Origin of the sequence: Actinoallomurus sp. NPDC052308 (genome assembly GCF_040679195.1) — a bacterium.
GTDB lineage: Bacteria > Actinomycetota > Actinomycetes > Streptosporangiales > Streptosporangiaceae > Actinoallomurus > Actinoallomurus liliacearum.
In genome coordinates this window covers 124,191-146,540 of the sequence record NZ_JBFAUM010000012.1, presented here as the reverse complement: position 1 = coordinate 146,540, position 22,350 = coordinate 124,191, and the positions used below count along the sequence as shown (strand labels likewise).

Sequence of the window (22,350 nt, the reverse complement as noted above, 5' to 3'; positions counted from 1 at the left end):
CCCCGCCCATCCCCTCGGCATCCTCGACAGGAGACGCGATGTCCGTACACGGGTTGACCCTCGGAGACGTCCTCGGTGAGCACCGGCGCGGTCGGCCTCTCGGCCTGGCGGTGGTGGACGCGGACGTCCGGCTGACCTATCCGCGACTCGACGAACGGGTGAACCGGCTCGCGAACGCGCTCGCCGCCGACGGGGTCGGCCCCGGCGAGCGTGTCCTGTGGCTCGGCCGCAACTCCTTCCGGATCCTGGAGCTGCTGCTGGCCGCCGCCCGGCTCGGCGCGATCCTCTGCCCGGCCAACTGGCGGCAGAGCGCCGACGAGCTGACCTTCGTGCTGGACGACCTGCGGCCCGCCATCGTCGTGTTCGAGGAGTCCGAGGCCGCCGGGCAGGCCCGCGAGCGCGCCGCCGCGCCGTCACGCTGGATCGCGGCGGGCGAGGAGTACGAGGCCTACGCCGCCGCCGGGGCAGCCGAGGAGCCGACGGTCGCGGTCACGCCCGACCTGCCGGTCCTCGCCCTCTACACCGCGGCGTTCGACGGCCGGCCCGCGGCGGCGCTGCTGAGCCACTCGGCGCTGATCGCGCACGCGATGGCGATGCTGCACATCCGGCAGATGGAGGACGGGTTCACCTACCTGGACTGCGGGCCGCTGTTCCACGTCGGAACCATGATGTTCTGCCTGGCCACCTTCCAGCTCGGCGGAACGAACGTCTTCACGCCCGCGTACGACCCGAAGGAGGTCTGCCGGCTGATCGAGGCCGAGCGCTGCACGCAGGCGTTCCTGTTCGGGCCGATGATCGACCAGCTCGTCGAGGCGAACGCCGACGGCACCTACGACCTGTCGTCCCTGCGCTTCGTCGCCCACTCCCCCGAGTGGGACGCCATGATCACCGTGGACGACAGCCCGTGGTGCGCGTCCACGATGGGCGGGTACGGGCAGACCGAGGTGGGAGGCATGCTGACGTTCCTCGGCCTGGCGCCGGGCGGGCAGGGGTACGCCGGCCGGCCCTCCCCGCTCGTCCACGTACGGATCCTGGACCCGGCTGGCTACGAGGTCCCTCCGGGCGAGACCGGCGAGATCTGCGCGCGTGGCGCCACGATGTTCGGCGGCTACTGGAACCGGCCCGAGCTGAACGCGGCCAAGGCCGCGGGCGGCTGGCACCACACGGGCGACCTCGGCCGCCGGGAGCCGGACGGCACCATCACGTTCATCGGCCCGCGGCTACGGATGATCAAGTCGGCGAACGAGAACATCTACCCCGCCGAGGTCGAGCGGGCGCTGAAGGAGCACGAGGCCGTCGCGGACGCGGCCGTGATCGGCGTGCCGGACCCCGAGTGGGGCCAGAACGTCAAGGCGATCGTGGTCCTGAAGGACGGCGCGTCGCTGACGCGGGAGCAGGTCGTCGAGCACGTGCGGTCGCGAATCGCCTCGTACAAGAAGCCGCGGCACGTGGAGTTCGCCGCGTCCATCCCCAAGAAGGGCTACACACCGGACTACGACGCCCTCGACGCGGCCTACGGCGGTGGAGGTTACCCCGGCGGCTGACCGCCGTGTTCAGGTGACGAGGGCGTGGAGTAGATCGCGCAGGGACTCCTGTTGCGTCGGGCTGAGCGCGGCCAGCGGCGAGTGGGCGTTCAGCCGGTCCAGAACGTCGGCCCGGCGGCGTTCGCCCGCGGGTGTGAGCACGATCCGCTTGGCGCGCCGGTCGGTCGGGTGCGGCCGCCGCTCGATCAACCCCTGCTCCTCCAGCCGGTCGAGAACGAACGTGGCGTTGGAGGCCTCGCAGACCATCCGCTTGGCCAGCTCCCGCGCGGTGATCGGGTCCGACAGCTCTCGTAGTGCGATCACCTGGGTGGGGGTCAGACCCAGCTCGTCGGCGACGGCGCGCACGTGGACGTCCAGCTTCTGGGTGAACCGGTGGATCAGCTTGCACACGTCCCGGTCGATCTGCCCCTCCGTCACCGGATCCGCCACCGCGTCACGCCGCTCCGCCATGCCAGCAGTCTAGTCGAACTGCTTCGAGTCATGATAGTTATGACTCGGAACATATGAGTTCGAACTATATTGGGGCGATGCCATGCCGCTTCCGGTCTTCTCTCTCATGCTGGTGGTCTTCGGCCTGACCACCGGGGAGTTCGTCATCGCCGGGATCCTGCCGGAGGTGTCACGCGCGTTGTCGGTGTCCGTCCCGGCGGCCGGGCTGCTGGTCAGTGCGTACGCCCTCGGCATGATCGTTGGTGGGCCGGTGGTCACGACGCTGACCGCGCGGCTGCCCCGCCGCCCGCTCATCGTCGGGCTCATCGTCACCTCCATCGCCGGGAACACCGCCTCGGCCCTCGCGCCCGGCTACCCGGTCCTGCTGGCCGCGCGCTTCGTCGCCGGTCTGGTGGTGGCCACCTTCTTCGCCGTCGCGATCTCCACCGCCGTCTCCACCGCTCCCCCAGGCAGGCAGGCCTCCACCGTCGCGCGGTTGACCCTGGGCATGAACCTGGGGATCGTCGCCGGCACTCCGCTGGGCACCCTCATCGGCCACGACCTCGGCTGGCGGGCGACCTTCGCCGCGGTGGCCGAGTTCAGCGCCGCCGCCCTGATCCTGGTGCTGTGGTCGATCCCCGCCCGGCCCGCCCCGACCGTCGGCTCACTGGCCGGCGAGCTGCGCGTGTTCACCGGACGGGACGTCATGCTGGCCATCGCCCTGACCGCGGCGGGCAACCTCGGGATCGTCACCGTGTTCAGCTTCCTGGCCCCACTGGCCACCGACGTCAGCGGGTTCTCCGACGAGGCGGTGCCGGTGCTGCTGCTGGTGTACGGAGCCGGCGCGGTCATCGGCAACTTCCTGGGCGGATGGCTGGCCGACAAGGCACTCATGCCCTCGCTCGCCGGCCTGCTGGCCGTCCTGGCAGGGGTGCTCGCGGTGGGCGGGGCGATCAGCGGTCACCGGCTGCCCGCCGCCGTGCTGTGGTTCGTGCTCGGCGTCCTGGCGTTCGCGATCATCCCGGGCATGCAGACCCGCGTGCTGGCCACCGCCCAGGCCGCCCCCACTCTCGCCATCGCCGTCAACGCCTCCGGCTTCCAGCTCGCCGCCGCGTTCGCCGGATGGCTCGGCGGACGGCTCATCGACGGTCCCGGACCGCGTTCGATCTATCCCGTCGCCGCCGCCCTCACCATCGTGGGCCTGCTCATCGCGCTCTACTCGCTACGACGCGACCGCCGTCCCGCCGCAGCGCCCACCCCCCAGGAACCGGCCGCCCACCACTGACGCCCACCACTGGCGGTCGCACGAGGAAACAGATCATCCATGCATACGACGGAACGGCCGTTGAACGGCAAGGTCGCCCTGGTCACCGGCGGATCGCGAGGCATCGGCGCGGCGACCGCCCGCGCGCTCGCGGCCGACGGCGCCGCGGTGGCGATCAGCTACACCGCCTCCGCCCGCAAGGCCGACGACGTGGTCACCGCCATCGAACGCGCGGGCGGGCGCGCCGCCGCCCACCGTGCCGACCAGAGCGACCCACGCCAGGTCGCCGACCTGGTGCACCGTGTGGCCGCCGGCTTCGGCCGGCTCGACATCCTGGTCAACAACGCCGCGGTGTTCGTCACCGGCAGAGTCGACGACACCGAGGCCGACCTGGCCGCCCTCGACCGGCAACTGGCCGTCAACCTCGGCGGCGTCACCGCCGCCGTCCGAGCCGCCGCCGCCGTCCTGCGGGACGACGGCCGCATCATCACCGTCGGCTCCATGCAGGCCACCCGGCCCGGGTTCCCGGGTGTGGCCGACTACGTCGCCACCAAGGCCGCCATCGTCGGTTACACGAAGGGAGCCGCCCGCGACCTGGGGCCTCGCGGCATCACGGTCAACGTCGTCCAACCCGGCTCGGTGGCCACCGACATGAACCCACCGCACGGTCCTTTCGCGGACGTCCAACGTGCCGCCAACGCGATGGGACGCTTCGGCACCCCGGAGGAGATCGCGGCGGGCATCGCCTTCCTGGCCGGTCCGAACGCCTCCTTCATCACCGGCACCGTCCTCGACGTCGACGGCGGCTACCTGGCGTGAGCTGCGGGAACGGTCACAAGACGGCCAGGGGGTTGATCGGGCTGGCGGTGCCGCCCTCGATGGCCAGCGGCGCCGCCACGAACAGGAAGTCCGTACGGCCGGTGGCGGCGAGTTCCTCCAGCCAGAGCATCTCGGCCAGGTGGATCCCGTGCCGCCACAGGAAGATCAGGTGGAGGTCGTCGTCGAGGTCCTCGTCGGCGAGCTGACGCTCGTTGAGGCCGCCGATCGCGGCGTTGTCGCACGCCACCATCGCGACGTCCCGGGCCGCCAGCCAGCGCCCGGCGTCGGTCGACAGGCCCGGCTGCCCGGCCCAGTACGCCTCCGGGGAGTCCTGCCAGGTCAACGGCCAGCCCGTACGGACGACGGCGATGTCCCCGGGGCGGACCTCCACCCCGCACGCCGCCAGGTCCTCGGCCGAGACGCGGTCCTCGGCGGCCAGGTGACGCACGCGCCGGAGTCGCGGGACGTCGAACAGCACCCCGCGGCCGACCACCGGACCCGCCTTGTCGATGCCGCACCGCGTCGCGCCGTACGAGCGGACCCGCCCGGCCGGGTGCCCGTTGTAGAGCCGGTCGCCGGTCCACATGTGGCACAGCGCGTCCATGTGCGTGGTCGTTCCGTGCGGCGTGACGACGATGGCGTCGTCGGCCATCCGCAGGCCCGCGCCGATCGGGCGGGCGCCCGCGGCGTAGTCGCCCGCGTCGACCGACATGAAGTGCTGGGGCAGTGGCCGTCCGCGCAGGTGCGGGACGGTGGTCGGCGCCGGGGAGGACGTGGCGCCGCGGATCGGCAGCGACAGGCTCAGCGGCCGGCCCTCCCGGACGCAGGCCGCGGCGGCCCGCACGACCTCCGGGGTGAGGAGGTTCAGCGCGCCCCGTTCGTCGTCGGTCCCCCATCGGCCCCAATTAGACTCGCTCACAATTGTTCCCTCCAGGAGTGAGGCACATGATCGAAGGTCACTGCGATCCGGCGTTCGAAGCGGTCCGGACGGCGTTCACCGACGGCTTCGAACGCGGTGAGGAGTTCGGCGCGGCCGTGGCGGTCTACCTGGGCGACCGGTGCGTCGTGGACCTCTGGGGCGGTGTCGCGGACCGCAGGTCCGGCCGGCCCTGGGAGCGCGACACCCCGTGCCTGGCCTTCTCCTGCACCAAGGCGGTGACCGGCACGTCCGCCCTCCTCCTGGCCGAGCGCGGCCTGTACGACCTGGCGGCCCCCGTGACGTCGTGGTGGCCGGAGTTCGGCGCCGCCGGCAAGGAGGCCGCGACCGCCGAGCACCTGCTGTCGCACCAGGTGGGGCTGCCCGCGCTGAGCCGCGACGTCCCGGTCGCCGAGGCCCACGACCCGGCCGCGGTCGCGGCGCTGCTGGCGGCGCAGGCGCCGGAGTGGAAGCCCGGCACCGCGCACGGGTACCACGCGCTGACGTACGGCTGGCTGGCCGGGGAGATCGTCCGCCGCTGCTCCGGCCGTACCGTCGGCGAGTTCGTGCGCGACGAGATCGCCGGGCCGCTCGGCCTGGACCTGCACGTCGGCGCGCCCGATGACGTGATCGAGCGGACCGCACGGCTCAGCGCGGGCCGGAAGGTCGACAAGGGCGCGTCGGCGCGCAAGGGCGGCCCCAGCGCGACCGGCGAAGTGCCCCGGCCGATGAACCCGAACGACCCCCTCGCCAAGATGATGGCCGGGTTCCGCGACCCGGACAGCCTGCTGAACCGGACGTTCGGCAACCCCGACATCAACCGCCTGCCCGGCGGCAACAACAACCCGGAGATGCTGCGGGCCGGCTGGCCGGCGCTCGGCATGGTGACGACGGCCCGGGCCCTCGCCGGCTTCTACCGCGACCTGCTGGCCGGCCGGATCGTCTCCCGCACGACGCTGCGCGACGCCGTCGTACGCCGGGTGGCCGGCCCGGACCGCGTGATGTACATCGACAGCTCCTTCGGCCTGGGGTTCATGCGGCCGTCGCTGGTCTTCCTCACGCCCAAGGCCGGCTGGGACTCGGCGTTCGGGCACACGGGCCTCGGCGGCTCGATCAGCCTCGGCGACATCGAGAGCGGCCTGGCCCTCGCCTACATCCCGAACCGCATGGGCGACGAGGTCTCCGGCGGCGTCCGCGCCTACCGCCTGCTCGAGGCGGCGTACGCGAGTCTGTAGGCGGTCCACGTCAGAACATGGTGATGCCGCCGCTGACGGACAGGGTCTGGCCGGTGATGTAGCCGGCCCGGTCGGTGCAGAGGAACGCGACGAGGCCCGCCACGTCGGCGGGCCGTCCGATGCGGCGCAGCGGGATCTGCCGGGCGAGCTTGTCCACCAGCCCGGGATGGCGGTCGGCGACGGTGCGCACCATCGGAGTGTCGGTCGGGCCGGGGCAGACGACGTTGCTGGTCACGCCCTGCCGGGCGGCCTCGCGCGCCAGGGTCTTGGCCAGCCCGAACAACCCCGCCTTCGTCGCGGCGTACGCCCCCTCGCCGCCGGAGCCCGCCCGCGCGCCGTCGGAGGAGATGAACACCAGCCGCCCCCAGTCGCGCATGCCCGGCAGCAGCAGGCGCGTGAGGTACATGGGGGCGCGCAGGTTGATCTTCCACATCAGGTCCCAGGACGCCGGGTCGCTGTCGACGAACGGCTCGACGATGCTGATCCCGGCGTTGTGGACGAGGATGTCGGCCGCGCCGACGCGGCCCGCCAGGTCGTCGATGCTCCCCGGGTCGGCCAGGTCGACCCGCTCGGCGACCGCGTCCGGGAGACCGGCGGCGGTCGTACGGGCGGCGTCCTCGTCGAGGTCGGCGACGACGACGCGGGCGCCCAGCCCCGCGAGGTCGGCGCAGATCGCCGTGCCGATCCCGCCCGCGCCTCCGGTCACCAGCGCGGTGCGCCCGGCGAGCGACAGCCCTTCCATCCGGCCTCCTAGGGGGTCTTCCAGGCTCGTACGAGCTCACCGGCGGTGGCGCGGGCGGCGAGCAGGCCGACCGTGTTGGTCAGGACGGCGTCGGCGTAGTCGGCGGGGACGCCCGCCATCGCGTCCGTGACCGCCACGACCCGGTAGCCGAGGTTCACCGCCTCGAGGCACAGGCCCGGGACGCCGAGGTTGAGCGAGACGCCGACGGCGACGACGGTGCGGACGCCGAGGGAGCGCAGCGTCTGGTCGAGTGAGGTGCCGGTGAACGGCGAGAAGCCGTGGTAACGCCGCGACTCCAGGTCCGCCGGGTCGGCCAGTTCGGGCACGACCTCGATCGCCGGGGTCCCCTCCAGCATGTGCGCCGGATCACGCAGCAGCCTGCGGATGAACGGGGCGTTGTCGGTGTGGCTGCCCGCGCGGTCGGCGCGGAACGCCGCCGTGCACTGCACGACCGGGACGTCGGTGGCCCGCGCCGCCGCGGCGACCCGCGCGGCGTTGCCGACGACGTCGCGCTCGGCACAGGCCTCGGCGAGCGCGGGGAAACCCGTCAGGTCGCCGACCACGCCCCGCTGCATCTCCATCACCAGGACGGCACTGTGCCGCGGCGCCGCGAGTTCGGTCAGGGTGATCGGCATGCCGCAACGATAAGCGAGCGAGCACTTGCTTGGGTAGCCCGATCGGCGGTCCGGCCGGATGCCGGTAGCGTGAGCCCTCGTGGATGTACCGGATCTCCCCCCGTGGCCGGCCACCGTCCGTGAGGCCGAGGCCGTGCAGGACCGGCTGCGTACCCGCGTCGACCTGACCTGCCCGGACCCGCCGTCCGTACGGACCGTCGCCGGGCTCGACGTCGCGTACGCCGAGGACCGGCTCGCCGCCGCCGTCGTCGTCCTGGACCTGGACGCCCTCGAGGTCGTCGAGGAGACCGTGGTCCTCGACCGGCCGACGTTCCCGTACGTGCCGGGGCTCTTCGCGTTCCGCGAGCTGCCCGCGCTGGTCGAGGGACTGCGACGGCTGAACGTCACTCCCGACCTGCTCATCTGCGACGGCCACGGGCTCGCCCACCCGAAGCGGTTCGGCCTCGCCTGCCACCTGGGCGTGCTGACCGGCCTGCCGGCGATCGGCGTCGGCAAGACGCGGCTGGTCGGCGCGTACGACCGGCCCGGCGCCGACCGCGGATCCTGGAGCGCCGTCACGGAGGGCGACGAGGTGGTCGGCCGCGCGCTGCGCACGCAGACGGGCGTCCGGCCGGTGTTCGTCTCCGTCGGTCACCGCGTCGACCTGGACACGGCGTGCGCCGTGACCCTGCGACTGACGCCGCGCTACCGCCTGCCGGAGAGCACCCGGCGCGCCGACCACCTCTCCCGCAGCGCGCTCGCGGCGGGCTGAGCCCCGGGCCGGGCGCCTCGGCCCGGCGGCGAGGGCGCGGTGCCGCGCCCTCGCGTCACCGGTGCCGAGGGAGTGTCCGGTGGACCTTCGGCCGGCCGCGCGGCCCCTAGGCCCTAGAGCGCCTTGAGGAAGCGGGCGGCGATGGGCGCGGCGGCCTTGGCGCCGAAGCCGCCGCCCTCGACGACGACGGCGAACGCCACGTCACCGCGGTAGCCCATGAACCAGGCGTGCGTCGGCGGCTCCTTGCCCTTCTGCGCCGAGCCGTACTCCGCCGTGCCGGTCTTGCCCGCCGTACCGGACGGCAGCCCGGCCGGCTTGGCGGTGCCGGAGGTCACCACGGCCCGCATCATCCCCTCCAGCCGACTCCTCGCCGTCGAATCAAGCGGAGTCGCCTTGGCCTTCTGCGGAACGTGCGGTTCGGTGACGAACACGGGCGGCCGCCAGGTGCCGTCCGCGACGCCGGCCGCCACGCCCGCGATGCTGAGCGCGTTGGCCAGGTCACGGCCCTGACCGAAACCGGCGACCGCCTTCTCCGCGTCGCTGGTCGGCGTGGGGAAGCTGCCGGCGGCGGCCGTGACACCGGGATCGATCTTCTGGTTGAAGCCGAGCGCGGTCGCCGCGCTGCTCAGCTTCGCCGCGCTGAGCAGCTTCTGGGTCTGGAGGGCGAACGCCGTGTTGCAGGACTCCGCGAGCGCGTCCTTGAACGTCATACTGGCCGCGCCGCCCTCGCCCTCGGAGTTGTGGATGACCTGCCCGCCGACGTTGGCGGTCTTGGGGCACTGGACGGAGGACGAGGGGGTGAGCCCGGCCTGCAGCAGCGCGTACGCGGTGACCACCTTGAAGGTGGAGCCGGGCGGGTAGGTGCCCTGCAGCGCGCGGTCGAAGCCGCCCGGGATGTTGCCGACCGCGAGGATCTGCCCGGTCGCGGGGCGGATCGCCACCATGGACGTCGGCTTGCCCTGGCCCTGCAGCGCGTTCGACATCGCCCGCTGGACGTGCAGGTCGAGGCTGGTCTTGACGTTCTGGCCGGGCGTGCCGGTGAAGCCGCCGACGGACTTCACGATGTGCCCGGACGCGTCGGCGGTCGAGATGGTCGTGGTGGGCGTGCCGGCCAGCCGCTTGTCGAAGCGCTGCTGGATGCCCCACTGCCCGACGACGTCACCCTTGGCGTACGGCGTGCCGAGCTTCTTGGCCTGCTTGTCGGTCAGCGGCGCGGTGCCGCCGACCAGCTGCTGGACGGAGCCGGAGACGTCGGGGCCGTCGATGGGCGTACCGTCGGCGGCGAAGACGCTGCCGCGCTTGAGCCACTTGGACGAGGTCGTGAAGTGCTGGCCGGCGTGCAGTTCCGGATGGACGGCCTCCGGCGCCCAGGCGACCTTCCACTCGCGGTGGCTCGTGACCAGCCGGAGACTCCCCTGGTACTTCCAGTCCCCGGCCGGCAGCGCGAGCGTCGCCGTGAAGGGGGCGGTCGCCTGCTTGCCGTGTTTCGTGACCGTCCCGAGTGAGACCCCGACCTTCGTGGTCCCCAAGTCGGTGCGCAGCCCCTGGTAGTACCGGTCGAAGTCGGCCGGCGGTGTGACGGTCGCGGCCCGCATCGCCGCCAGGTCGCCGCGCCGCCAGCCCGCCAGGAAGTCCTCGGCCGTCTGCGCCGGGCTGCCCTTCGTACGCAGCAGGACGTACGCCCCGCCGCCCGCGACGCCCAGAACCACCACCAGCGCAGCAGCAATGATCAGCCAGACTTTTTTGTTTCCCATCAGCCCCGTTTTTCACTGCGTTTACATTTGCCCCGCGCGGACAATCGTAGTGGCCCACGTCAAAGCGGTCCGGGGACGGGCGAATCGCACCTCTTGCCGACCAACCAAGCGTGCGCTAGCTTGGCGAACGATGGACCCGCGCCCGCTGCCCCGGCCGAGCGCGCTGACCGCGCCCTACTGGGAGGCGTGCCAGCGTGGCGAACTCGCCGTTCAGCGCTGCCGCGACTGCGGCCGTCGTGTCCACCTCCCCGAGCCCGCCTGCCCGCACTGCGGTGGCGTGGACCTGCCGTACGAGGCGGTGTCCGGGTACGGCCGGGTGCACACCTTCAGCGTCGTCCACCGCGCGTTCCTGCCGGGGTTCCAGGTCCCGTACGTCATCGCCTGGATCGACCTGCAGGAGGGCGTCCGGGCGTTCGGCGGCATCGTCGGCGACCTCGCGCCGGAGGACGTGCGGATCGGCATGCCCGTGCGGGTCCGCTTCGACGACCTCCCCGGATTCGGCCGCATCCCCAACTGGAGGCCAGCGTGAAGATCGGCAACGTCCTCTATCCGGTGCGCGACGTCGACCGGGCCATCGCCTTCTACCGCGACGGGCTCGGGCTCGCCGTGAAGTTCACCGACGGCGGCCGGTTCGCCGCGCTGGACGCGGGCGGCACGACGTTCGCGCTGGCGGGACCGGCCGAGGACGTCACCGGCGGGCACCCGGCCGCCTCGTTCAAGGTGCCCGACGTCACGGCCGCCGTGGAGCGGCTCACCGCGGCCGGCGCGCGGCTCGTCGGCGGCCCGGACGAGGGGCCGCACGAGACGCGCGCCGTGCTGCTCGACCCGGACGGCAACCCCCTCGTCGTCTACGCGCCCCGCTGACCGCTCGACCCCGAACCAGGACCCTCCCCGCACCAGGAGACCCCAGTGGCGCGATCACCATTCGGCAATTACGGGCATGCGATCCTCACCGCCGGCGCGCTGCGCGCCCCCGACAAGGTGGCGCTGACCTACTGCGGCGGGCCCGGCCTCACCTACGACGGACTGAACCGGAAGGTCAACCGGGTGGCGCACGCGCTGCTGGAGGCGGGGATCCGCCCCGGAGAGCGCGTCGCGTCGCTGCTGAACGAGACGCTGCACGTCGCCGAGGTCTACCTCGCGCAGATGAAGCTGGGCTCGGTGGTCTGCGCGCTCAACCCCTACTGGCCGGAGGACACGCTCGCCCAAGTCGTCGAGCACTCCGAGTGCACGGCCTTCGTGTACGACGCGAGCGTCGAGAAGCTGGTCGCGGCCGTACGGCCGAGGCTCCCGGGCGTACGGCTGTGGCTCCGGGTGGGCGGGGCCGCCGAGGACGCCACCGACCTGGACGCGCTGGCGGCCGCGGCGGCGGAGGACGAGCCGCCGCTGGGCGGGCACGGCGACGACCTGATGGCGCTGTTCTATACCTCGGGGACGACCGGCCTGCCCAAGGCGGTCCGGCACACCCACGCCTCGAGCCTGGCGTCGGCGCAGATCTGGCTGGACATCCCGCACGGCGCCGACTCGGTGATGGGCACCGGCGCGATCATCTGGGGCATCGGCTTCCCGGCGCTGGTCGGACCGGCGTTCTACGCGGGCATGCGGCTGGTGCTCGAACAGGACTGGGGCCCGGCCAACTTCCTCAAGGTCGTGCCGCGCGAGCGCGTCACCCATGTCAGCCTGATCCCCAGCTTCTTCTCGGCCCTGCTCGGCTCCGACGAGCACGCCGACGTGGACCTGTCCTCGCTGACCGCGATCGTGCTCGGCGGCGAGCCGCTGCTCCCCTCCCTCCGCGAGAAGATCATGAAGCGGCTGCCCGGAGCGGCGATCTTCAGCTACTACGGCCAGACCGAGGCTCCGTACACCTGCATCGGCCGCCAGGACGACGGCAGCCAGGACATCGCCTCCGTCGGCCGGGCCCGGACGTCCACGGCGGTGCGGGTGACCGGCCCGGACGGCGAGCGGCTCGTGAACCAGGTCGGCGAGATCAACCTCACCGGGCCGAACCTCATGCAGGGCTACGACAAGCTGCCGGACCGGACCGCGCAGGTCCTCCGCGACGGCTGGTACGTCGGCGGAGACCTCGGCATCCTCGACGAGGACGGCTTCCTGACCGTGCTCGGCCGCCGCGAGGACGCCATCCTCAAGAGCGGCGTCTGGTCCCAGCCGAGCGGTCTGGAGGACGCGGCCATCGAGCTGGACGGCGTCGCGGAGGCGGGCGTCGTGGGCGTTCCGGCGCAGCCGGAGGGCGAGGACGCGGTCGAGCAGCGCGTCCTGGTGGCGGTCGTCCCCCGTGCCGGGACGACTCTGGACGCCGATCAGGTCCGGGCCCGGCTCGCCGCCCGGCTGCCCGCCCACCAGGCTCCCGACCTCGTCGTCGTCGCGGACGAGCTGCCGCACACCCAGGACGCCTCCGGCGGCCCGGGCAAGCTGTTGCGCCGCGAGATCCGCACCCGCTACGCCGACCTCCTGGAGCGCCCGTGACGCAGGTCGAAGAGCCCGGCGTGGTCGCCGAGCATGTCGTCAAGGATCTGATCTCCGGGTTCGGGATCGCGGTGCCGCGCGGCGCGACCGCCCGGGCCGCGGAGGACGTCGTCGCCGCGGCGAGCGGGCTGACCCCGCCGCTGGTCGTCAAGGCGTACGGCCCTGGGCTGGTGCACAAGAGCGACGCCGGGGCCGTGCGGCTGGGGCTCGGCTCACCGGTCGAGGCCGCGCGGGCCGCCGCCGCGATCCGGGCGGCGCCGGCCGCCGCGGGCATCGCGATCGAGGGCTACCTGGTCGAGGAGCAGGCGGCGCCGGGCGTCGAAGTGATCGTCGGAGCGGTCCGCGACCCGTCCTTCGGGCCCGTGGTCCTGGTCGGCCTGGGCGGCGTCTGGACCGAGGTCCTCCACGACACCGCCCTGCGGCTGTGCCCGATCACCGAGGACGACGCCCGGGAGATGCTGTCGGAGCTGCGCGGCGCGGCCCTCCTCGACGGCCTCCGCGGCTCGCCGGCGGTCGACCGGGACGCCCTGGTCAAGGTCCTCCTCGCGGTCGGCGGCCCGGGCGGCGTCGCCGAGAGCCTGGACTTCCGCGAGTTCGAGCTGAACCCGGTCATCTGCACGCCCGGGGGCGCGGTCGCGGTGGACGCCCGCCTCCTGCGCCCTGCCCCCGCGACAGTGGAGGCCCGGCTGCCGCGCCCGGAGGCGACGCCGCAGGACTTCGCCCGGCTGTTCGCGCCGCGCGGCGTCGCGGTGGTGGGCGCCTCCACCAAGCGGCCGAACTTCGGCAACATGTTCCTCGGCTTCTACCGCGCGGCCGGGTACGCCGGCCGACTCGTAGCCGTCCACCCGACCGCCGACGAGATCGACGGGGTGCCCTGCGTGCCCTCCCTGGACGGGTCCGGCGTCGACTACGCGCTCGTCGCCGTCCCGGCCGAGCGCTGCCCGGACGTCGTACGCGAGGCCCGCGGCGTCCCGTTCGTCCAGGTGATGAGCGGGGGCTTCCGGGAGACCGGCGCGGCCGGCCTGGAGGAGGAGCTCGTCGCCGCCGCCCGCGCGGCGGGCGTCCGGCTGCTGGGTCCCAACTGCATGGGCGTGTACTCCCCGGCGGGCGGCCAGACGTTCATCGGCGGGCGGCCGGGCCCGCCCGGGCGGATCGCGCTGGTCTCGCAGAGCGGCGGGCTCGCCGGCGAGGTCGTCAGGGTCGGCGAACGCCGCGGCCTGGCCTTCTCCAAAGTCGCCACGGTCGGCAACAGCGCCGACGTCGGACCGGCCGAGCTCCTGCGGTACCTCGCCGCCGACGACGACACCTCGGTGATCGGCCTCTACCTCGAGGACCCCCGGGACGGCAGGGCGCTGTTCGAGGCGCTGCGGGCGGTGTCCAAGCCGGTCGTCGCCCTCGTCGGGGGGCGCTCGGCGCAGGGCCACCGGGCCGCCGCGTCGCACACCGGCGCGATGGTCGGCGACGCGCGGATCTGGGCGGCCCTCGGCCGGCAGGCCGGGCTGCCGCTGGTGACCGCCCAGGACGACCTGATCGGCGCGCTCGACCTCCTCGACCTGCACGCCGGGCGGGACGTGCCCGCGTCCCCCGACGTCCTCGTCATCGGACCGAGCGGCGGGGCGGGCGTGCTCGCCGCCGACGCCCTCGACCGAGCGGGGCTGCGGCTGGCCCCGCTGCCCGACGTCGACCTCGGCCTGCCCGTCGGCGCCGTCCCTGGCAACCCCCTGGAGATCCCGGTCGGCCCGCGCGGCAGGCCGGACCTCGTCGGGCAGGTCGTCACCGCCATCCAGCGGGCCGCTCGGCGGCCGTACCCGGACGTGATCACCCACGTCAACGTGCAGAGCTTCTTCACGTTCGGCGACAGCGCCGACCCGCTCCTCGCGTACGCGCACGCGGTCGGGGAGCTGCAGCGCGGGCTGACCGGCACGAGGGTGACCCTCGTGCTGCGCAACGCCGAGTACGCCCCGCCCGGCATCGAGGACGAGCTGCGGACGATCGCCCGGACCGCGGGCGTACCCACCTATCGGAGCATCGAGGCGGCGGCCACGGCGGTCGCGGCCGCCAAGGTCCGCGACCAGCGGCGGGAGTGTGTGTGATGGGCAGATTGGACGAGAAGGTCGCGCTGATCACCGGCGGCGCGCGGGGAATGGGCCGGGCGCACGTGAGGCGCTTCGTCGCCGAGGGCGCCAAGGTGGTCTTCGGCGACGTCCTGGAGGAGGAGGGCGGCAAGCTCGCCGCCGAACTCGGTGACGCGGCGCGGTTCGTGCCGATGGACGTGACCAGCCCGGAGGACTGGCGGACCGCCGTCGACACCGCCGTCACCGCCTTCGGCGGCCTCACCGTGCTGGTGAACAACGCCGGGATCATCAGGCACAAGCCGATCGAGGACATGTCCCTGGAGGAGTGCACCCGGGTCATCGAGGTCAACCTCATCGGCCAGTGGCTCGGCGTCAAGTCCGTCATCGAGCCGATGCGGGCGGCCGGCGGCGGGTCGATCGTGAACGTCTCCTCCACCGAGGGCTTCATCGGCGCCGCCGGGCTGGCCGCCTACAGCGCCAGCAAGTTCGGCGTCCGGGGGCTGACGAAGGCGGCGGCGCGCGAGCTCGGCCAGTACGGCATCCGGGTGAACTCCATCCACCCCGGCGCCATCATCACCGCGATGACCATGGACCCGGACGTCGTCGCGGCGACCGCGAGCAGCGCCGAGGCGTTCTTCAACGCCCTGCCGCTCAAGCGGATGGGCAAGGCGGAGGAGGTGCCGGGGCTGGTCGTCTACCTCGCCTCGGACGAGTCCGGCTACTGCACCGGCAGCGAGGTCCTCATCGACGGCGGCATGCTCACCGGCGCCGGCTACTGACCGCGCGAACCCACCGTACGGTCCAGGAAGGCCCGGATCCGGCCGTCGGTCGCCGCCCTCGTCCACAGCTCCACGGTGGTCGGCTCGGCGACGCGATCGAGCCGTTCGTTCACCTCCTGCCGGAACTGCGCCTTCGTGTAACGGAAGGTGTCGGCCGGGATGTCGGTGGCCGTCCGGCCCGCGACGGCCACCGCTTCGTCCACCAGGGCGTCCGGATCGGTCAGTTCGTCGACCAGGCCCAGCGCCAGGGCCGCGTCCGGCTCGTGGTTCGCACCGTCGAAGATCACCTGACGGGCGCGGACCGGTCCCAGCGCGAACCGCATGATCTCCAGCGCCGGGGCCGGGAACGGCACCCCGACCCGGAGCTCGGGGACCCCGATCCGGCCGGCCCCCGAGGCCATGATCCCGCGGTCGCGGGCCGCGGCGAGCACGCAGCCGCCGGCGATCGCGTGCCCGTTGAGCGCGGCGACCACCGGCTTGCCGAGGTCGAAGACGGACCGGAACGCGCCGCCGAGCGCGGGCAGGAACTCCGCCACGTACGGGGCGCCGCCGTCCACGACGCGCTTGAGGTCGACGCCCGCCGAGAACACCCGTCCGGTCCCGGTCAGCACCACGGCCCGGGCGGGTCCCTCCGGGTCGTCCAGCTCGCGCATCGTCTGCTCGATCGCCCGGCACAGCTCCAGGTCCAGGGCGTTGACCTTGCCATGGGCGAGCCGTACGACCGCGACGCCACGCGCTGCTCTGGGGCTTCCCGGCCCTCACCATCGTGCTGGAGCCGCTCAGCGCTCGGCGGCCTTGCGCAGGGCCAGGGTCACCCTCGCCAGCTCATCGGCGGAGGCGATCGAACTGGCGACCACCCCCACCGTGGAGCCGTCGCCCCACGCGCAGCCGGCGCCGCCGTGCGATCCCGGCGCACAGCGCAGGACGCCGCCGAGCGGCCCCGGCGGGTAGTCCTTCGGGCCGGACAGCGGCATGGCCGCGAGTGCGGAGTCCACCTCGAAGGACGGCGGGTTGGTCCGGAGTTCCTGCGCGATGGTCGGGTGGTCGCCGGCCGCCAGCCCGAGGAAGGCGAGCCGCTGCCGGGCGTCCCCACGCCGCTGATAGACGCCGATCTTCATCTTCGCGGCGTACACCGAGTTCTGCTGGGCCTGGGCGTTGCGAATGGTCTGGATGACCCGGTCGGCGTCCGCGCCGGTCATCCGCGTGTAGTCGTCGAAGGAGCCCGGAACCGTGATCATGTGCTGCGCACCGGCCGGATGCGAGGAACCCGCCGTCCGGCCGTACGCCGCCGGCCGCACGCCCGACGACCCGCAGCCGACGAGCACCATGCCCGGTATCAGAGCGAGCGCCCCGACGGACGGCCGGAAGGCCGCCCACGCAAGCTCCCTTGACCGCCTCCGACCGCTGAAGGTCGCCATATCCGCCAAGCTACGCGGCCGAAGCCCGACGATTACCCGCTGAAGGAACAGATCACTTAAACGCACCCCCAAGCCGGACAAGACCGAAGAGTCCTCACCGCTTCGAGCCGCGCCGCCTTGATCCCTGGCGTCTGCTGCGCTTAGGGGGCAGCGGACGCCGGGGATCAACGGATACGGGTTCCGGCGCTACGCGACGCCGTGGACGGTTTTCTCGGTGTCGGCGGGGTGGCGGTCGGGCCAGCGTTCGGCGGCCTCGAGCTGGGTGGCGAGGGACAGGAGGGTGGCCTCGTCATTCTCCCGGCCGAGGAACTGGGCGCCGATGGGCAGGCCGCCCGCGCTGAGCCCCGCGGGGACGCCGATGGCCGGCCAGCCGAGGACGTTCCACGCCCAGCAGAACGGGCAGGCCCCGGCGGCCAGGTGGCCGGTCGCCAGCCAGCCGCGGCCGGTCAGCGCGCCGATGCGCAGCGGGAGCCGTGCGGTGGCCGGGGTGAGCACGACGTCGGCGCGCTCGAAGATCCGTCCGATGCGGCGGGCCGTCCGGGGTTCCAGGCGGCGCGCGATCGGCACCAGCCGGCGCCCGAAGTGCCGGCCGAGGAACGCCTCGGTGATGGTCGCGGGTTCGGGCTCGGCGTCGGGCGTCGCCTCGAGCCAGTCGGCCACCCCGGCGGTTCCGCGCGGGAGGAAGTTCAGGCCGATCAGGCCGTAGTCCGGGTCGGCGGGGAACACGTCGTGGCCCAGGTCGGTGAGCACGTTCGCGAGGCGCAGCACCGCGCTCCGGATCTCCGGGTCGACCGCCGACGGCACGCCGAACGGCGTGCGGAACGACAGCGCGATCCGCAGCCGCCCGGGCTCACGCTCGACGGCACGCCGGTACGGCTCGGCGGGGGCCGGCGGGCGGTGGATGTCCTCCGGGTGGTTGCCGGTGAGCACGTCCAAGAGCAGGGCGGCGTCCTCGACCGTACGGGTCAGGGGGCCGGCGACCGCGATGCCGTAGAAGGAGTCGATGTGCGGCCAGATGGAGACGCGGCCGCGCTGCGGCTTGAGGCCGACGAGCCCGGTCCACGCGGCGGGGATGCGCAGGGAGCCGGCACCGTCGGAGCCGACCGCGCCGGAGACCATGCCGGCCGCGACCGCCGCCGCCGAACCCGCGCTCGACCCGCCCGGCGTGCGCTCGCGGTCCCAGGGGTTGCGCACGGTCCCGAAGCCGGTCTCCCCGGTCGGCCACTGGCCGAGCTCGCTCGTGTTGGTCTTGCCGACGATGATCGCGCCGGCCGCGCGCAGCTTGCGCACGACCTCGCTGTCGGCGGTCTTCGGCTGGTGGCTGCCGCGGCAGCCGAAGGGCGTGATGTGCCCGGCCAGGTCGGTGTCGTCCTTGATGGCGACGGGGACGCCGAGCAGCGGGGGGCGCTTTCGTCCGCGCCACCGGTCGGCCCGGTCCGCCTCGTCGAGGGCCTGCTCGGCACAGGTCACACGGAAGGCGCCGAGCGTGTCGTGCTCGATGCGGTCGAGGGAGTACTCGACCAGTTCGCGGGCGGAGACCTCTCCCCTGGCCAGCCGGGCGGCGTCCGCGGTGAGTCCTTCGATCACAGGATCCCCCCGAAGGCTGGATTCGTTCGTTCGAACGAACGATAATCCGAGAAGGGCCTCGAGGAGAAGGCCGGAATACGCCAGACTTGCCCCGCGATGGAAGACACACGAGAACGCATCCTGCTCGCCACGTTGCGCCTGATCGGTGAGCACGGCGTCGGCGCGGTCACCAACCGGCGCGTCGCGACCGCCGCCGGCGTCGCGCTCGGCTCGCTGACCTACCACTTCCCCAACCAGGCCGAACTCCTGCGCGAGACCCTCAATCGGTACGTCGACGAGGAGATCGGGCGGATCAGCGAGATCGCCGCGCGGCTCGAGGGCATCGGGCCGGAACAGGCCGTCGTCGAGACCGAGCGCGCCATCGCCGACCTGCCGGACGGCCCCGAAGAGGTCGCCACCCTGGAACTGCACCTGCACGCCTCCCGCGACCCGCTGGTCCGGGAGGCCGCGGTCCGTTCGGTGGCGGCCTACGACCAGTTGGCGACGGCGATCCTGACGGCCCTGGACATCCCCGATCCGGAGGCCAAGGCCCCCACCGTGGTCGCGCTGCTGTACGGCCTCGCGGTCCGCCGTCTGGCGACCGGCGACCCCTCCGGCACCGCCGAGGCGCTCCGCCTGCTGTTGTACGGCGCGACGGGGCCCCGCCCAGAGTGATCCGAGGACGGTCCGCCCGCCCTGGGGCGTTCCTTCCCCGGCCGGAGTGACCCGAGGACGATCCGCCCCCGCCGCGGGGCGCTCCTCTCCCGGCCGGAGTGGCCGGGGATGGGCCGCCCGCCGCCGGGGCGCTCCTCTCCCGGCGGGCCCAACGGCGGCGGGCGCGTGCACGGCGCACCGGATCCGTCCCCTCTCACGGGTCCAGGCTGACCGCCACGGACGACCGCGGCCCGGAGCGGAAAGGTGACGCCCCGTTGCGGTCGCGGAACGTACGGTAGACGAAGCAGGGTTGCAAACACGTTGCAACCGGCCGATGACCCACGGCGATGATCGCAGGTCGCCAGTTTGGCCGAATCGCTTGCGGCCGGGGGCCGCAGCCCCAATGCTCGGGGCAGACACGCCCCCAGTGGAGAAGCGCCATGCGAAGCAGCCACGTGTGCGACAACCCCGCGGACTGCGATCTCCGGACCGCCGTGCTGCACGAGGCGGCCGGCGCCGGGCAGGCCCGCACCGACCGCACGCTGATCCGTGAGTCGTGGTGTCGTTCGCTGGACGCGGGGGTCGACCCGGAGATGCGCGCGGCGCCGCAGGCGATCGACGCCGCGCGGGTCGCGGACGTACGGGCGGCCCATCCCCTCGACCGGCACCTGCCGCGGCTGCGGGACACGTTGCGCGGCGTCGCCGACGCGACCACCCAGCTCATGGTGATCACCGATGGCGACGCCCGGGTGCTGTGGAGCGAGGGCCCGAGCGACGTACGGCGGTGCGCGGACGCCGTCGGGCTGATCGAGGGGTTCCGCTGGTCCGAGGAGGCCATCGGCACCAACGGCATCGGCACGGCGCTCAGCACCCGGGCCCCGGCCTACGTCCAGGCCACCGAGCACCTGGTGCGCGTCCTTCAGCCCTGGTCGTGCGCAGGCGCGCCGGTCGTCGACCCGGACACCGACGAGGTGATCGGGTGCGTGGACATCAGCGCGACGGTCGACCAACTGCACCCGGCCGTCGTCGCGCTCGTGGAGGCCGCGGCCCGGCTCGCCGAGGCCTGGCTGACGCTGGAGATGAACGACCGCGACGAGTGCCTGCGCGCCCGGTACCTCCGGCACGTGCGCGGCGACACCCGTGCCCTGGTGACGACGACCGGGCGGATCCTGGCCGCGGATCCCGACGGGTGGCGGGGCGGACGGGTCGTGGTCCCGGAGGCCGGGGCCCGGGTCGCGCTGCCCGACGGCCGTACCGCGGTGGCGGAGACGCTGGGCCAGGCGTACCTCCTGCGCGCCACCGGCTCCGACGACCGGTGCTCGCTCACCCTGCGGTTGCTCGGCGACGAACAGCCGTGCGCCTTCCTCGACGGCCGGCGCGTCCCCCTGTCCCTGCGGCACGCCGAGCTGCTCGCGCTGCTGGCGCTGCATCCGAGCGGTCTGTCCTGCGAACAGTCGTCGCTGTACCTCTACGGGGACGAGGGCAATCCGGTCACCGTGCGAGCGGAGATCCATCGGCTCCGCGGCCAGCTCGGGAACATCGTCCGGGCCAAGCCGTACCGCCTCGACTGCGAGGTGGAGGCCGACTTCCTGACCGTACGGCGGCTGCTGGCGGCCGGAGACGTCGCGGCGGCCGTACGCCTGTATCCGGGGCCGCTGCTGCCCCGCTCGGAGTCCCCTGCCGTGCAGGCGGCGCGGGACGAGCTGGCCGCGCAGCTCCGCCGGCAGCTACTGCACCGGGGCGACTCCGAGGCGCTGTGGTGTTACGCGCAGGCGGCGGCCGACGACCTGGAGATCCTCATGAAGCTGGCGGCTGTGCTGCCGCCGGGCGATCCGCGGCGGGTCTCCGCGCAGCTCCGGCGGGACCGCGCCCTTCAGGACGGCTGACCGCCGCGCCGGGCCCGCCGCTCCCGTCCGCGCGGCGGCGGACGGCTCCGTCAGGAGCTCTGCGGGGGCTTCGGCGCGTCCTCCACCATGTCGTCGAACTCGCCGTCCTTGACCCCGAGGATGAACGCCTCCCACTCGGCGGGGGTGTAGTACAGCGCGTCGCCGTCGGGCTTGGCGGCGTCGCGCATGACGATCATGCGGTCGGCGTGCTTGTGCTTGATGGGCACGTCTGCGCCGTCGACGAACAGGATCTCGACGGATCCGGACTGCTCGCTCATGCCGTCCCTCTTCTGCTCGGGTGCTCGGGGGAACGCTCCCGCCGGACGCGACTGACCCCCAGGCTATCGGGCGCGTGCGTCGCTACGGGGCCGAAATACCGGTGGAGCCGGGCCGGACCCGGACGTCCCCGTCTCCGTCCGTTCGTGCCGCCACGCCCCTGCCCTGACAGGCGCGGAGATGAGATGCTCGTCCCAGCAGTTACTCATCAGTAGCAACGGGAGAGACGGCATGATCGAGCTACGGCGGGACGGGGACGTTCACATTCTTCGCATGGACGCGGGCGAGAACCGCTTCGGCCCCGACTTCCTGGACGAGCTCGAGAAGGCGCTCGGCGAGCTCGAGTCCGCGGACGGGCGGCGCGCCCTGGTGACGATCGGCACCGGCAAGTTCTTCTCGAACGGCCTCGACCTCGAATGGCTGTCCGAGAACCCCGACCGGCTGGAGCCCTACCTGCACCGGGTCCACGCGGTGTTCGCACGGTTCCTCACCCTGCCGATCCCCACGGTCGCCGCGATCAACGGTCACGCGTTCGCCGCCGGGGCCATGCTCGCCCTGACTCACGACCACCGCGTCATGCGCGGCGACCGCGGCTACTTCTGCCTGCCCGAGGTCGACCTCGGGCTCTCCTTCACGCCCGGCATGGCCGCCCTGATCCAGGCCCGGCTGTCGAACCTCGTCGCGCACGAGGCCATGCTCACGGGCCGACGCTACGGCGCCGAGGAGGCGCGCGAGGCGGGCATCGTCCACCGGACCGCTCCGGAGGCCGAGGTCCTGGCCACCGCACTCGAGGTCGCCGCTCCCCTGGCCGCCAAGGACGGCGCGACGGTCGGCAAGATCCGCACGGCCATGTACGAGCCGGTGCTGGCCGCCCTCTCCGCCCGCTGACGCCGACGGACGACGGCAGGGGGTTTACTTTGCAATCCCGATCGATATAGTAGACATATGGGCCGGCGCTCCTGCGGCAGCCATCGCGGGCTGGTCCTCGGGTGAACCGTCTCGGCGGCCGAGCGCGTCCGGTTGAACGAGACGGCGGCGGGGTGGGCCCCGAGTGGCAGCGGGGCCGCCCCGCCCTCCCTCTCGACGCGCGAGCGCATTCCCTGGCCTTTTCTCGTCAGGCTCG

General features: G+C 73.3%; 21 protein-coding genes and 1 pseudogene. 13 read left to right on the top strand and 9 right to left on the bottom strand.

Annotated features, from left to right (window positions below; translation table 11 throughout):
* Positions 1-38: 38 nt before the first annotated feature.
* Entirely contained in the window at positions 39-1,544 is a 1,506-nt protein-coding gene (locus tag AB0L00_RS26455) for an AMP-binding protein (protein WP_364439341.1), read from the top strand.
* Positions 1,545-1,553: 9 nt separating this feature from the next.
* Here AB0L00_RS26455 and AB0L00_RS26450 read toward each other — a convergent pair whose 3' ends face one another.
* Entirely contained in the window at positions 1,554-1,994 is a 441-nt protein-coding gene (locus AB0L00_RS26450; protein WP_364439338.1) for a MarR family transcriptional regulator, read from the bottom strand.
* An 82-nt stretch (positions 1,995-2,076) separates the two neighbouring features.
* Between AB0L00_RS26450 and AB0L00_RS26445 the strand changes: the two genes are divergently transcribed.
* A complete protein-coding gene (locus AB0L00_RS26445) occupies positions 2,077-3,258 on the top strand; it encodes an MFS transporter (protein WP_364439335.1) in 1,182 nt (393 codons plus the stop codon).
* A 39-nt stretch (positions 3,259-3,297) separates the two neighbouring features.
* Positions 3,298-4,056, top strand: a complete 759-nt coding sequence (locus AB0L00_RS26440) for an SDR family oxidoreductase (RefSeq protein ID WP_364439332.1) — start codon at positions 3,298-3,300, stop codon at positions 4,054-4,056.
* 13 nt (positions 4,057-4,069) lie between these two features.
* On the opposite strand, the gene AB0L00_RS26435 is transcribed toward AB0L00_RS26440, so the two are convergent.
* The gene (locus AB0L00_RS26435; protein ID WP_364439329.1) at positions 4,070-4,975 is read right to left on the bottom strand and encodes a cyclase family protein; all 906 of its coding nucleotides are present in this window, start codon (positions 4,973-4,975) and stop codon (positions 4,070-4,072) included.
* 26 nt (positions 4,976-5,001) lie between these two features.
* Here AB0L00_RS26435 and AB0L00_RS26430 point away from each other — a divergent pair, with 26 nt between their 5' ends.
* Positions 5,002-6,207 (top strand): serine hydrolase domain-containing protein, encoded by a 1,206-nt coding sequence (locus AB0L00_RS26430; protein ID WP_364439326.1) that lies wholly within the window; start codon positions 5,002-5,004, stop codon positions 6,205-6,207.
* Between the two features lie 10 nt (positions 6,208-6,217).
* Here AB0L00_RS26430 and AB0L00_RS26425 read toward each other — a convergent pair whose 3' ends face one another.
* Complete coding sequence (locus tag AB0L00_RS26425; protein ID WP_364439323.1) at positions 6,218-6,949, bottom strand: SDR family oxidoreductase; 732 nt, start codon at positions 6,947-6,949, stop codon at positions 6,218-6,220.
* A gap of 8 nt (positions 6,950-6,957) precedes the next feature.
* A complete protein-coding gene (locus AB0L00_RS26420; protein WP_364439320.1) occupies positions 6,958-7,584 on the bottom strand; it encodes an isochorismatase family protein in 627 nt (208 codons plus the stop codon).
* Between the two features lie 79 nt (positions 7,585-7,663).
* Here AB0L00_RS26420 and AB0L00_RS26415 point away from each other — a divergent pair, with 79 nt between their 5' ends.
* Complete coding sequence (locus AB0L00_RS26415) at positions 7,664-8,335, top strand: endonuclease V (protein ID WP_364439317.1); 672 nt, start codon at positions 7,664-7,666, stop codon at positions 8,333-8,335.
* A 113-nt stretch (positions 8,336-8,448) separates the two neighbouring features.
* Here AB0L00_RS26415 and AB0L00_RS26410 read toward each other — a convergent pair whose 3' ends face one another.
* Positions 8,449-10,089 (bottom strand): penicillin-binding transpeptidase domain-containing protein, encoded by a 1,641-nt coding sequence (locus AB0L00_RS26410; RefSeq protein ID WP_364439314.1) that lies wholly within the window; start codon positions 10,087-10,089, stop codon positions 8,449-8,451.
* A gap of 130 nt (positions 10,090-10,219) precedes the next feature.
* On the opposite strand from AB0L00_RS26410, the gene AB0L00_RS26405 reads away from it, so the two are divergent.
* Genes AB0L00_RS26405 through AB0L00_RS26385 form a run of 5 tightly spaced genes read left to right on the top strand, consistent with a single transcriptional unit; the run spans position 10,220 to position 15,427 of the window.
* Complete coding sequence (locus AB0L00_RS26405) at positions 10,220-10,618, top strand: OB-fold domain-containing protein (protein ID WP_364439311.1); 399 nt, start codon at positions 10,220-10,222, stop codon at positions 10,616-10,618.
* On the top strand, positions 10,615-10,953 hold the full coding sequence (locus AB0L00_RS26400; protein WP_364439308.1) for a VOC family protein: 339 nt from the start codon (positions 10,615-10,617) through the stop codon (positions 10,951-10,953). Before AB0L00_RS26405 ends, AB0L00_RS26400 begins: the two co-directional genes overlap by 4 nt.
* Positions 10,954-10,998: 45 nt before the next feature.
* Positions 10,999-12,573, top strand: a complete 1,575-nt coding sequence (locus AB0L00_RS26395; RefSeq protein ID WP_364439305.1) for a class I adenylate-forming enzyme family protein — start codon at positions 10,999-11,001, stop codon at positions 12,571-12,573.
* Entirely contained in the window at positions 12,570-14,666 is a 2,097-nt protein-coding gene (locus AB0L00_RS26390) for an acetate--CoA ligase family protein (RefSeq protein ID WP_364439302.1), read from the top strand. The genes AB0L00_RS26395 and AB0L00_RS26390 overlap by 4 nt, the downstream gene beginning before the upstream one ends.
* Positions 14,666-15,427: a glucose 1-dehydrogenase gene (locus AB0L00_RS26385; RefSeq protein ID WP_364439299.1), complete on the top strand. Its 762-nt coding sequence runs from the start codon at positions 14,666-14,668 to the stop codon at positions 15,425-15,427. The genes AB0L00_RS26390 and AB0L00_RS26385 overlap by 1 nt, the downstream gene beginning before the upstream one ends.
* Here the strand turns inward: AB0L00_RS26385 and AB0L00_RS26380 are convergent.
* The 3 genes and pseudogenes from AB0L00_RS26380 to AB0L00_RS26370 form a co-directional block, all read right to left on the bottom strand.
* Positions 15,421-16,152: pseudogene (locus tag AB0L00_RS26380) on the bottom strand (enoyl-CoA hydratase/isomerase family protein); the annotation flags it as partial. The gene AB0L00_RS26385 and the pseudogene AB0L00_RS26380 sit on opposite strands and share 7 nt — an antisense overlap.
* A 54-nt stretch (positions 16,153-16,206) precedes the next feature.
* A complete protein-coding gene (locus AB0L00_RS26375; protein ID WP_364439296.1) occupies positions 16,207-16,755 on the bottom strand; it encodes a hypothetical protein in 549 nt (182 codons plus the stop codon).
* Positions 16,756-17,031: 276 nt separating this feature from the next.
* Positions 17,032-18,432, bottom strand: coding sequence for an amidase (locus AB0L00_RS26370; protein ID WP_364439293.1), 1,401 nt, complete (start codon positions 18,430-18,432; stop codon positions 17,032-17,034).
* 96 nt (positions 18,433-18,528) lie between these two features.
* Between AB0L00_RS26370 and AB0L00_RS26365 the strand changes: the two genes are divergently transcribed.
* Positions 18,529-19,086 (top strand): TetR/AcrR family transcriptional regulator, encoded by a 558-nt coding sequence (locus AB0L00_RS26365; RefSeq protein WP_364439290.1) that lies wholly within the window; start codon positions 18,529-18,531, stop codon positions 19,084-19,086.
* Between the two features lie 419 nt (positions 19,087-19,505).
* Positions 19,506-20,951 carry a GAF domain-containing protein gene (locus AB0L00_RS26360; RefSeq protein WP_364439287.1) on the top strand — a complete coding sequence of 482 codons (1,446 nt, stop codon included), beginning with the start codon at positions 19,506-19,508 and terminating at the stop codon, positions 20,949-20,951.
* Positions 20,952-21,001: 50 nt separating this feature from the next.
* Here AB0L00_RS26360 and AB0L00_RS26355 read toward each other — a convergent pair whose 3' ends face one another.
* Entirely contained in the window at positions 21,002-21,229 is a 228-nt protein-coding gene (locus AB0L00_RS26355; protein WP_345361613.1) for a DUF397 domain-containing protein, read from the bottom strand.
* Between the two features lie 229 nt (positions 21,230-21,458).
* Here AB0L00_RS26355 and AB0L00_RS26350 point away from each other — a divergent pair, with 229 nt between their 5' ends.
* The gene (locus AB0L00_RS26350) at positions 21,459-22,115 is read left to right on the top strand and encodes an enoyl-CoA hydratase/isomerase family protein (protein ID WP_364439284.1); all 657 of its coding nucleotides are present in this window, start codon (positions 21,459-21,461) and stop codon (positions 22,113-22,115) included.
* Positions 22,116-22,350 lie beyond the last annotated feature (235 nt).

Excerpts from the sequence above, each read along its gene's own strand:
- AB0L00_RS26455 (WP_364439341.1), top strand. The coding sequence starts at position 39 with ATGTCCGTACACGGGTTGACCCTCGGAGACGTCCTCGGTGAGCACCGG.
- AB0L00_RS26450 (WP_364439338.1), bottom strand. The coding sequence starts at position 1,994 with ATGGCGGAGCGGCGTGACGCGGTGGCGGATCCGGTGACGGAGGGGCAG.
- AB0L00_RS26445 (WP_364439335.1), top strand. The coding sequence starts at position 2,077 with ATGCCGCTTCCGGTCTTCTCTCTCATGCTGGTGGTCTTCGGCCTGACC.
- AB0L00_RS26440 (WP_364439332.1), top strand. The coding sequence starts at position 3,298 with ATGCATACGACGGAACGGCCGTTGAACGGCAAGGTCGCCCTGGTCACC.
- AB0L00_RS26430 (WP_364439326.1), top strand. The coding sequence starts at position 5,002 with ATGATCGAAGGTCACTGCGATCCGGCGTTCGAAGCGGTCCGGACGGCG.
- AB0L00_RS26425 (WP_364439323.1), bottom strand. The coding sequence starts at position 6,949 with ATGGAAGGGCTGTCGCTCGCCGGGCGCACCGCGCTGGTGACCGGAGGC.
- AB0L00_RS26420 (WP_364439320.1), bottom strand. The coding sequence starts at position 7,584 with ATGCCGATCACCCTGACCGAACTCGCGGCGCCGCGGCACAGTGCCGTC.
- AB0L00_RS26410 (WP_364439314.1), bottom strand. The coding sequence starts at position 10,089 with ATGGGAAACAAAAAAGTCTGGCTGATCATTGCTGCTGCGCTGGTGGTG.
- AB0L00_RS26405 (WP_364439311.1), top strand. The coding sequence starts at position 10,220 with ATGGACCCGCGCCCGCTGCCCCGGCCGAGCGCGCTGACCGCGCCCTAC.
- AB0L00_RS26385 (WP_364439299.1), top strand. The coding sequence starts at position 14,666 with ATGGGCAGATTGGACGAGAAGGTCGCGCTGATCACCGGCGGCGCGCGG.
- AB0L00_RS26375 (WP_364439296.1), bottom strand. The coding sequence starts at position 16,755 with ATGGTGCTCGTCGGCTGCGGGTCGTCGGGCGTGCGGCCGGCGGCGTAC.
- AB0L00_RS26365 (WP_364439290.1), top strand. The coding sequence starts at position 18,529 with ATGGAAGACACACGAGAACGCATCCTGCTCGCCACGTTGCGCCTGATC.
- AB0L00_RS26360 (WP_364439287.1), top strand. The coding sequence starts at position 19,506 with ATGCGAAGCAGCCACGTGTGCGACAACCCCGCGGACTGCGATCTCCGG.
- AB0L00_RS26355 (WP_345361613.1), bottom strand. The coding sequence starts at position 21,229 with ATGAGCGAGCAGTCCGGATCCGTCGAGATCCTGTTCGTCGACGGCGCA.
- AB0L00_RS26350 (WP_364439284.1), top strand. The coding sequence starts at position 21,459 with ATGATCGAGCTACGGCGGGACGGGGACGTTCACATTCTTCGCATGGAC.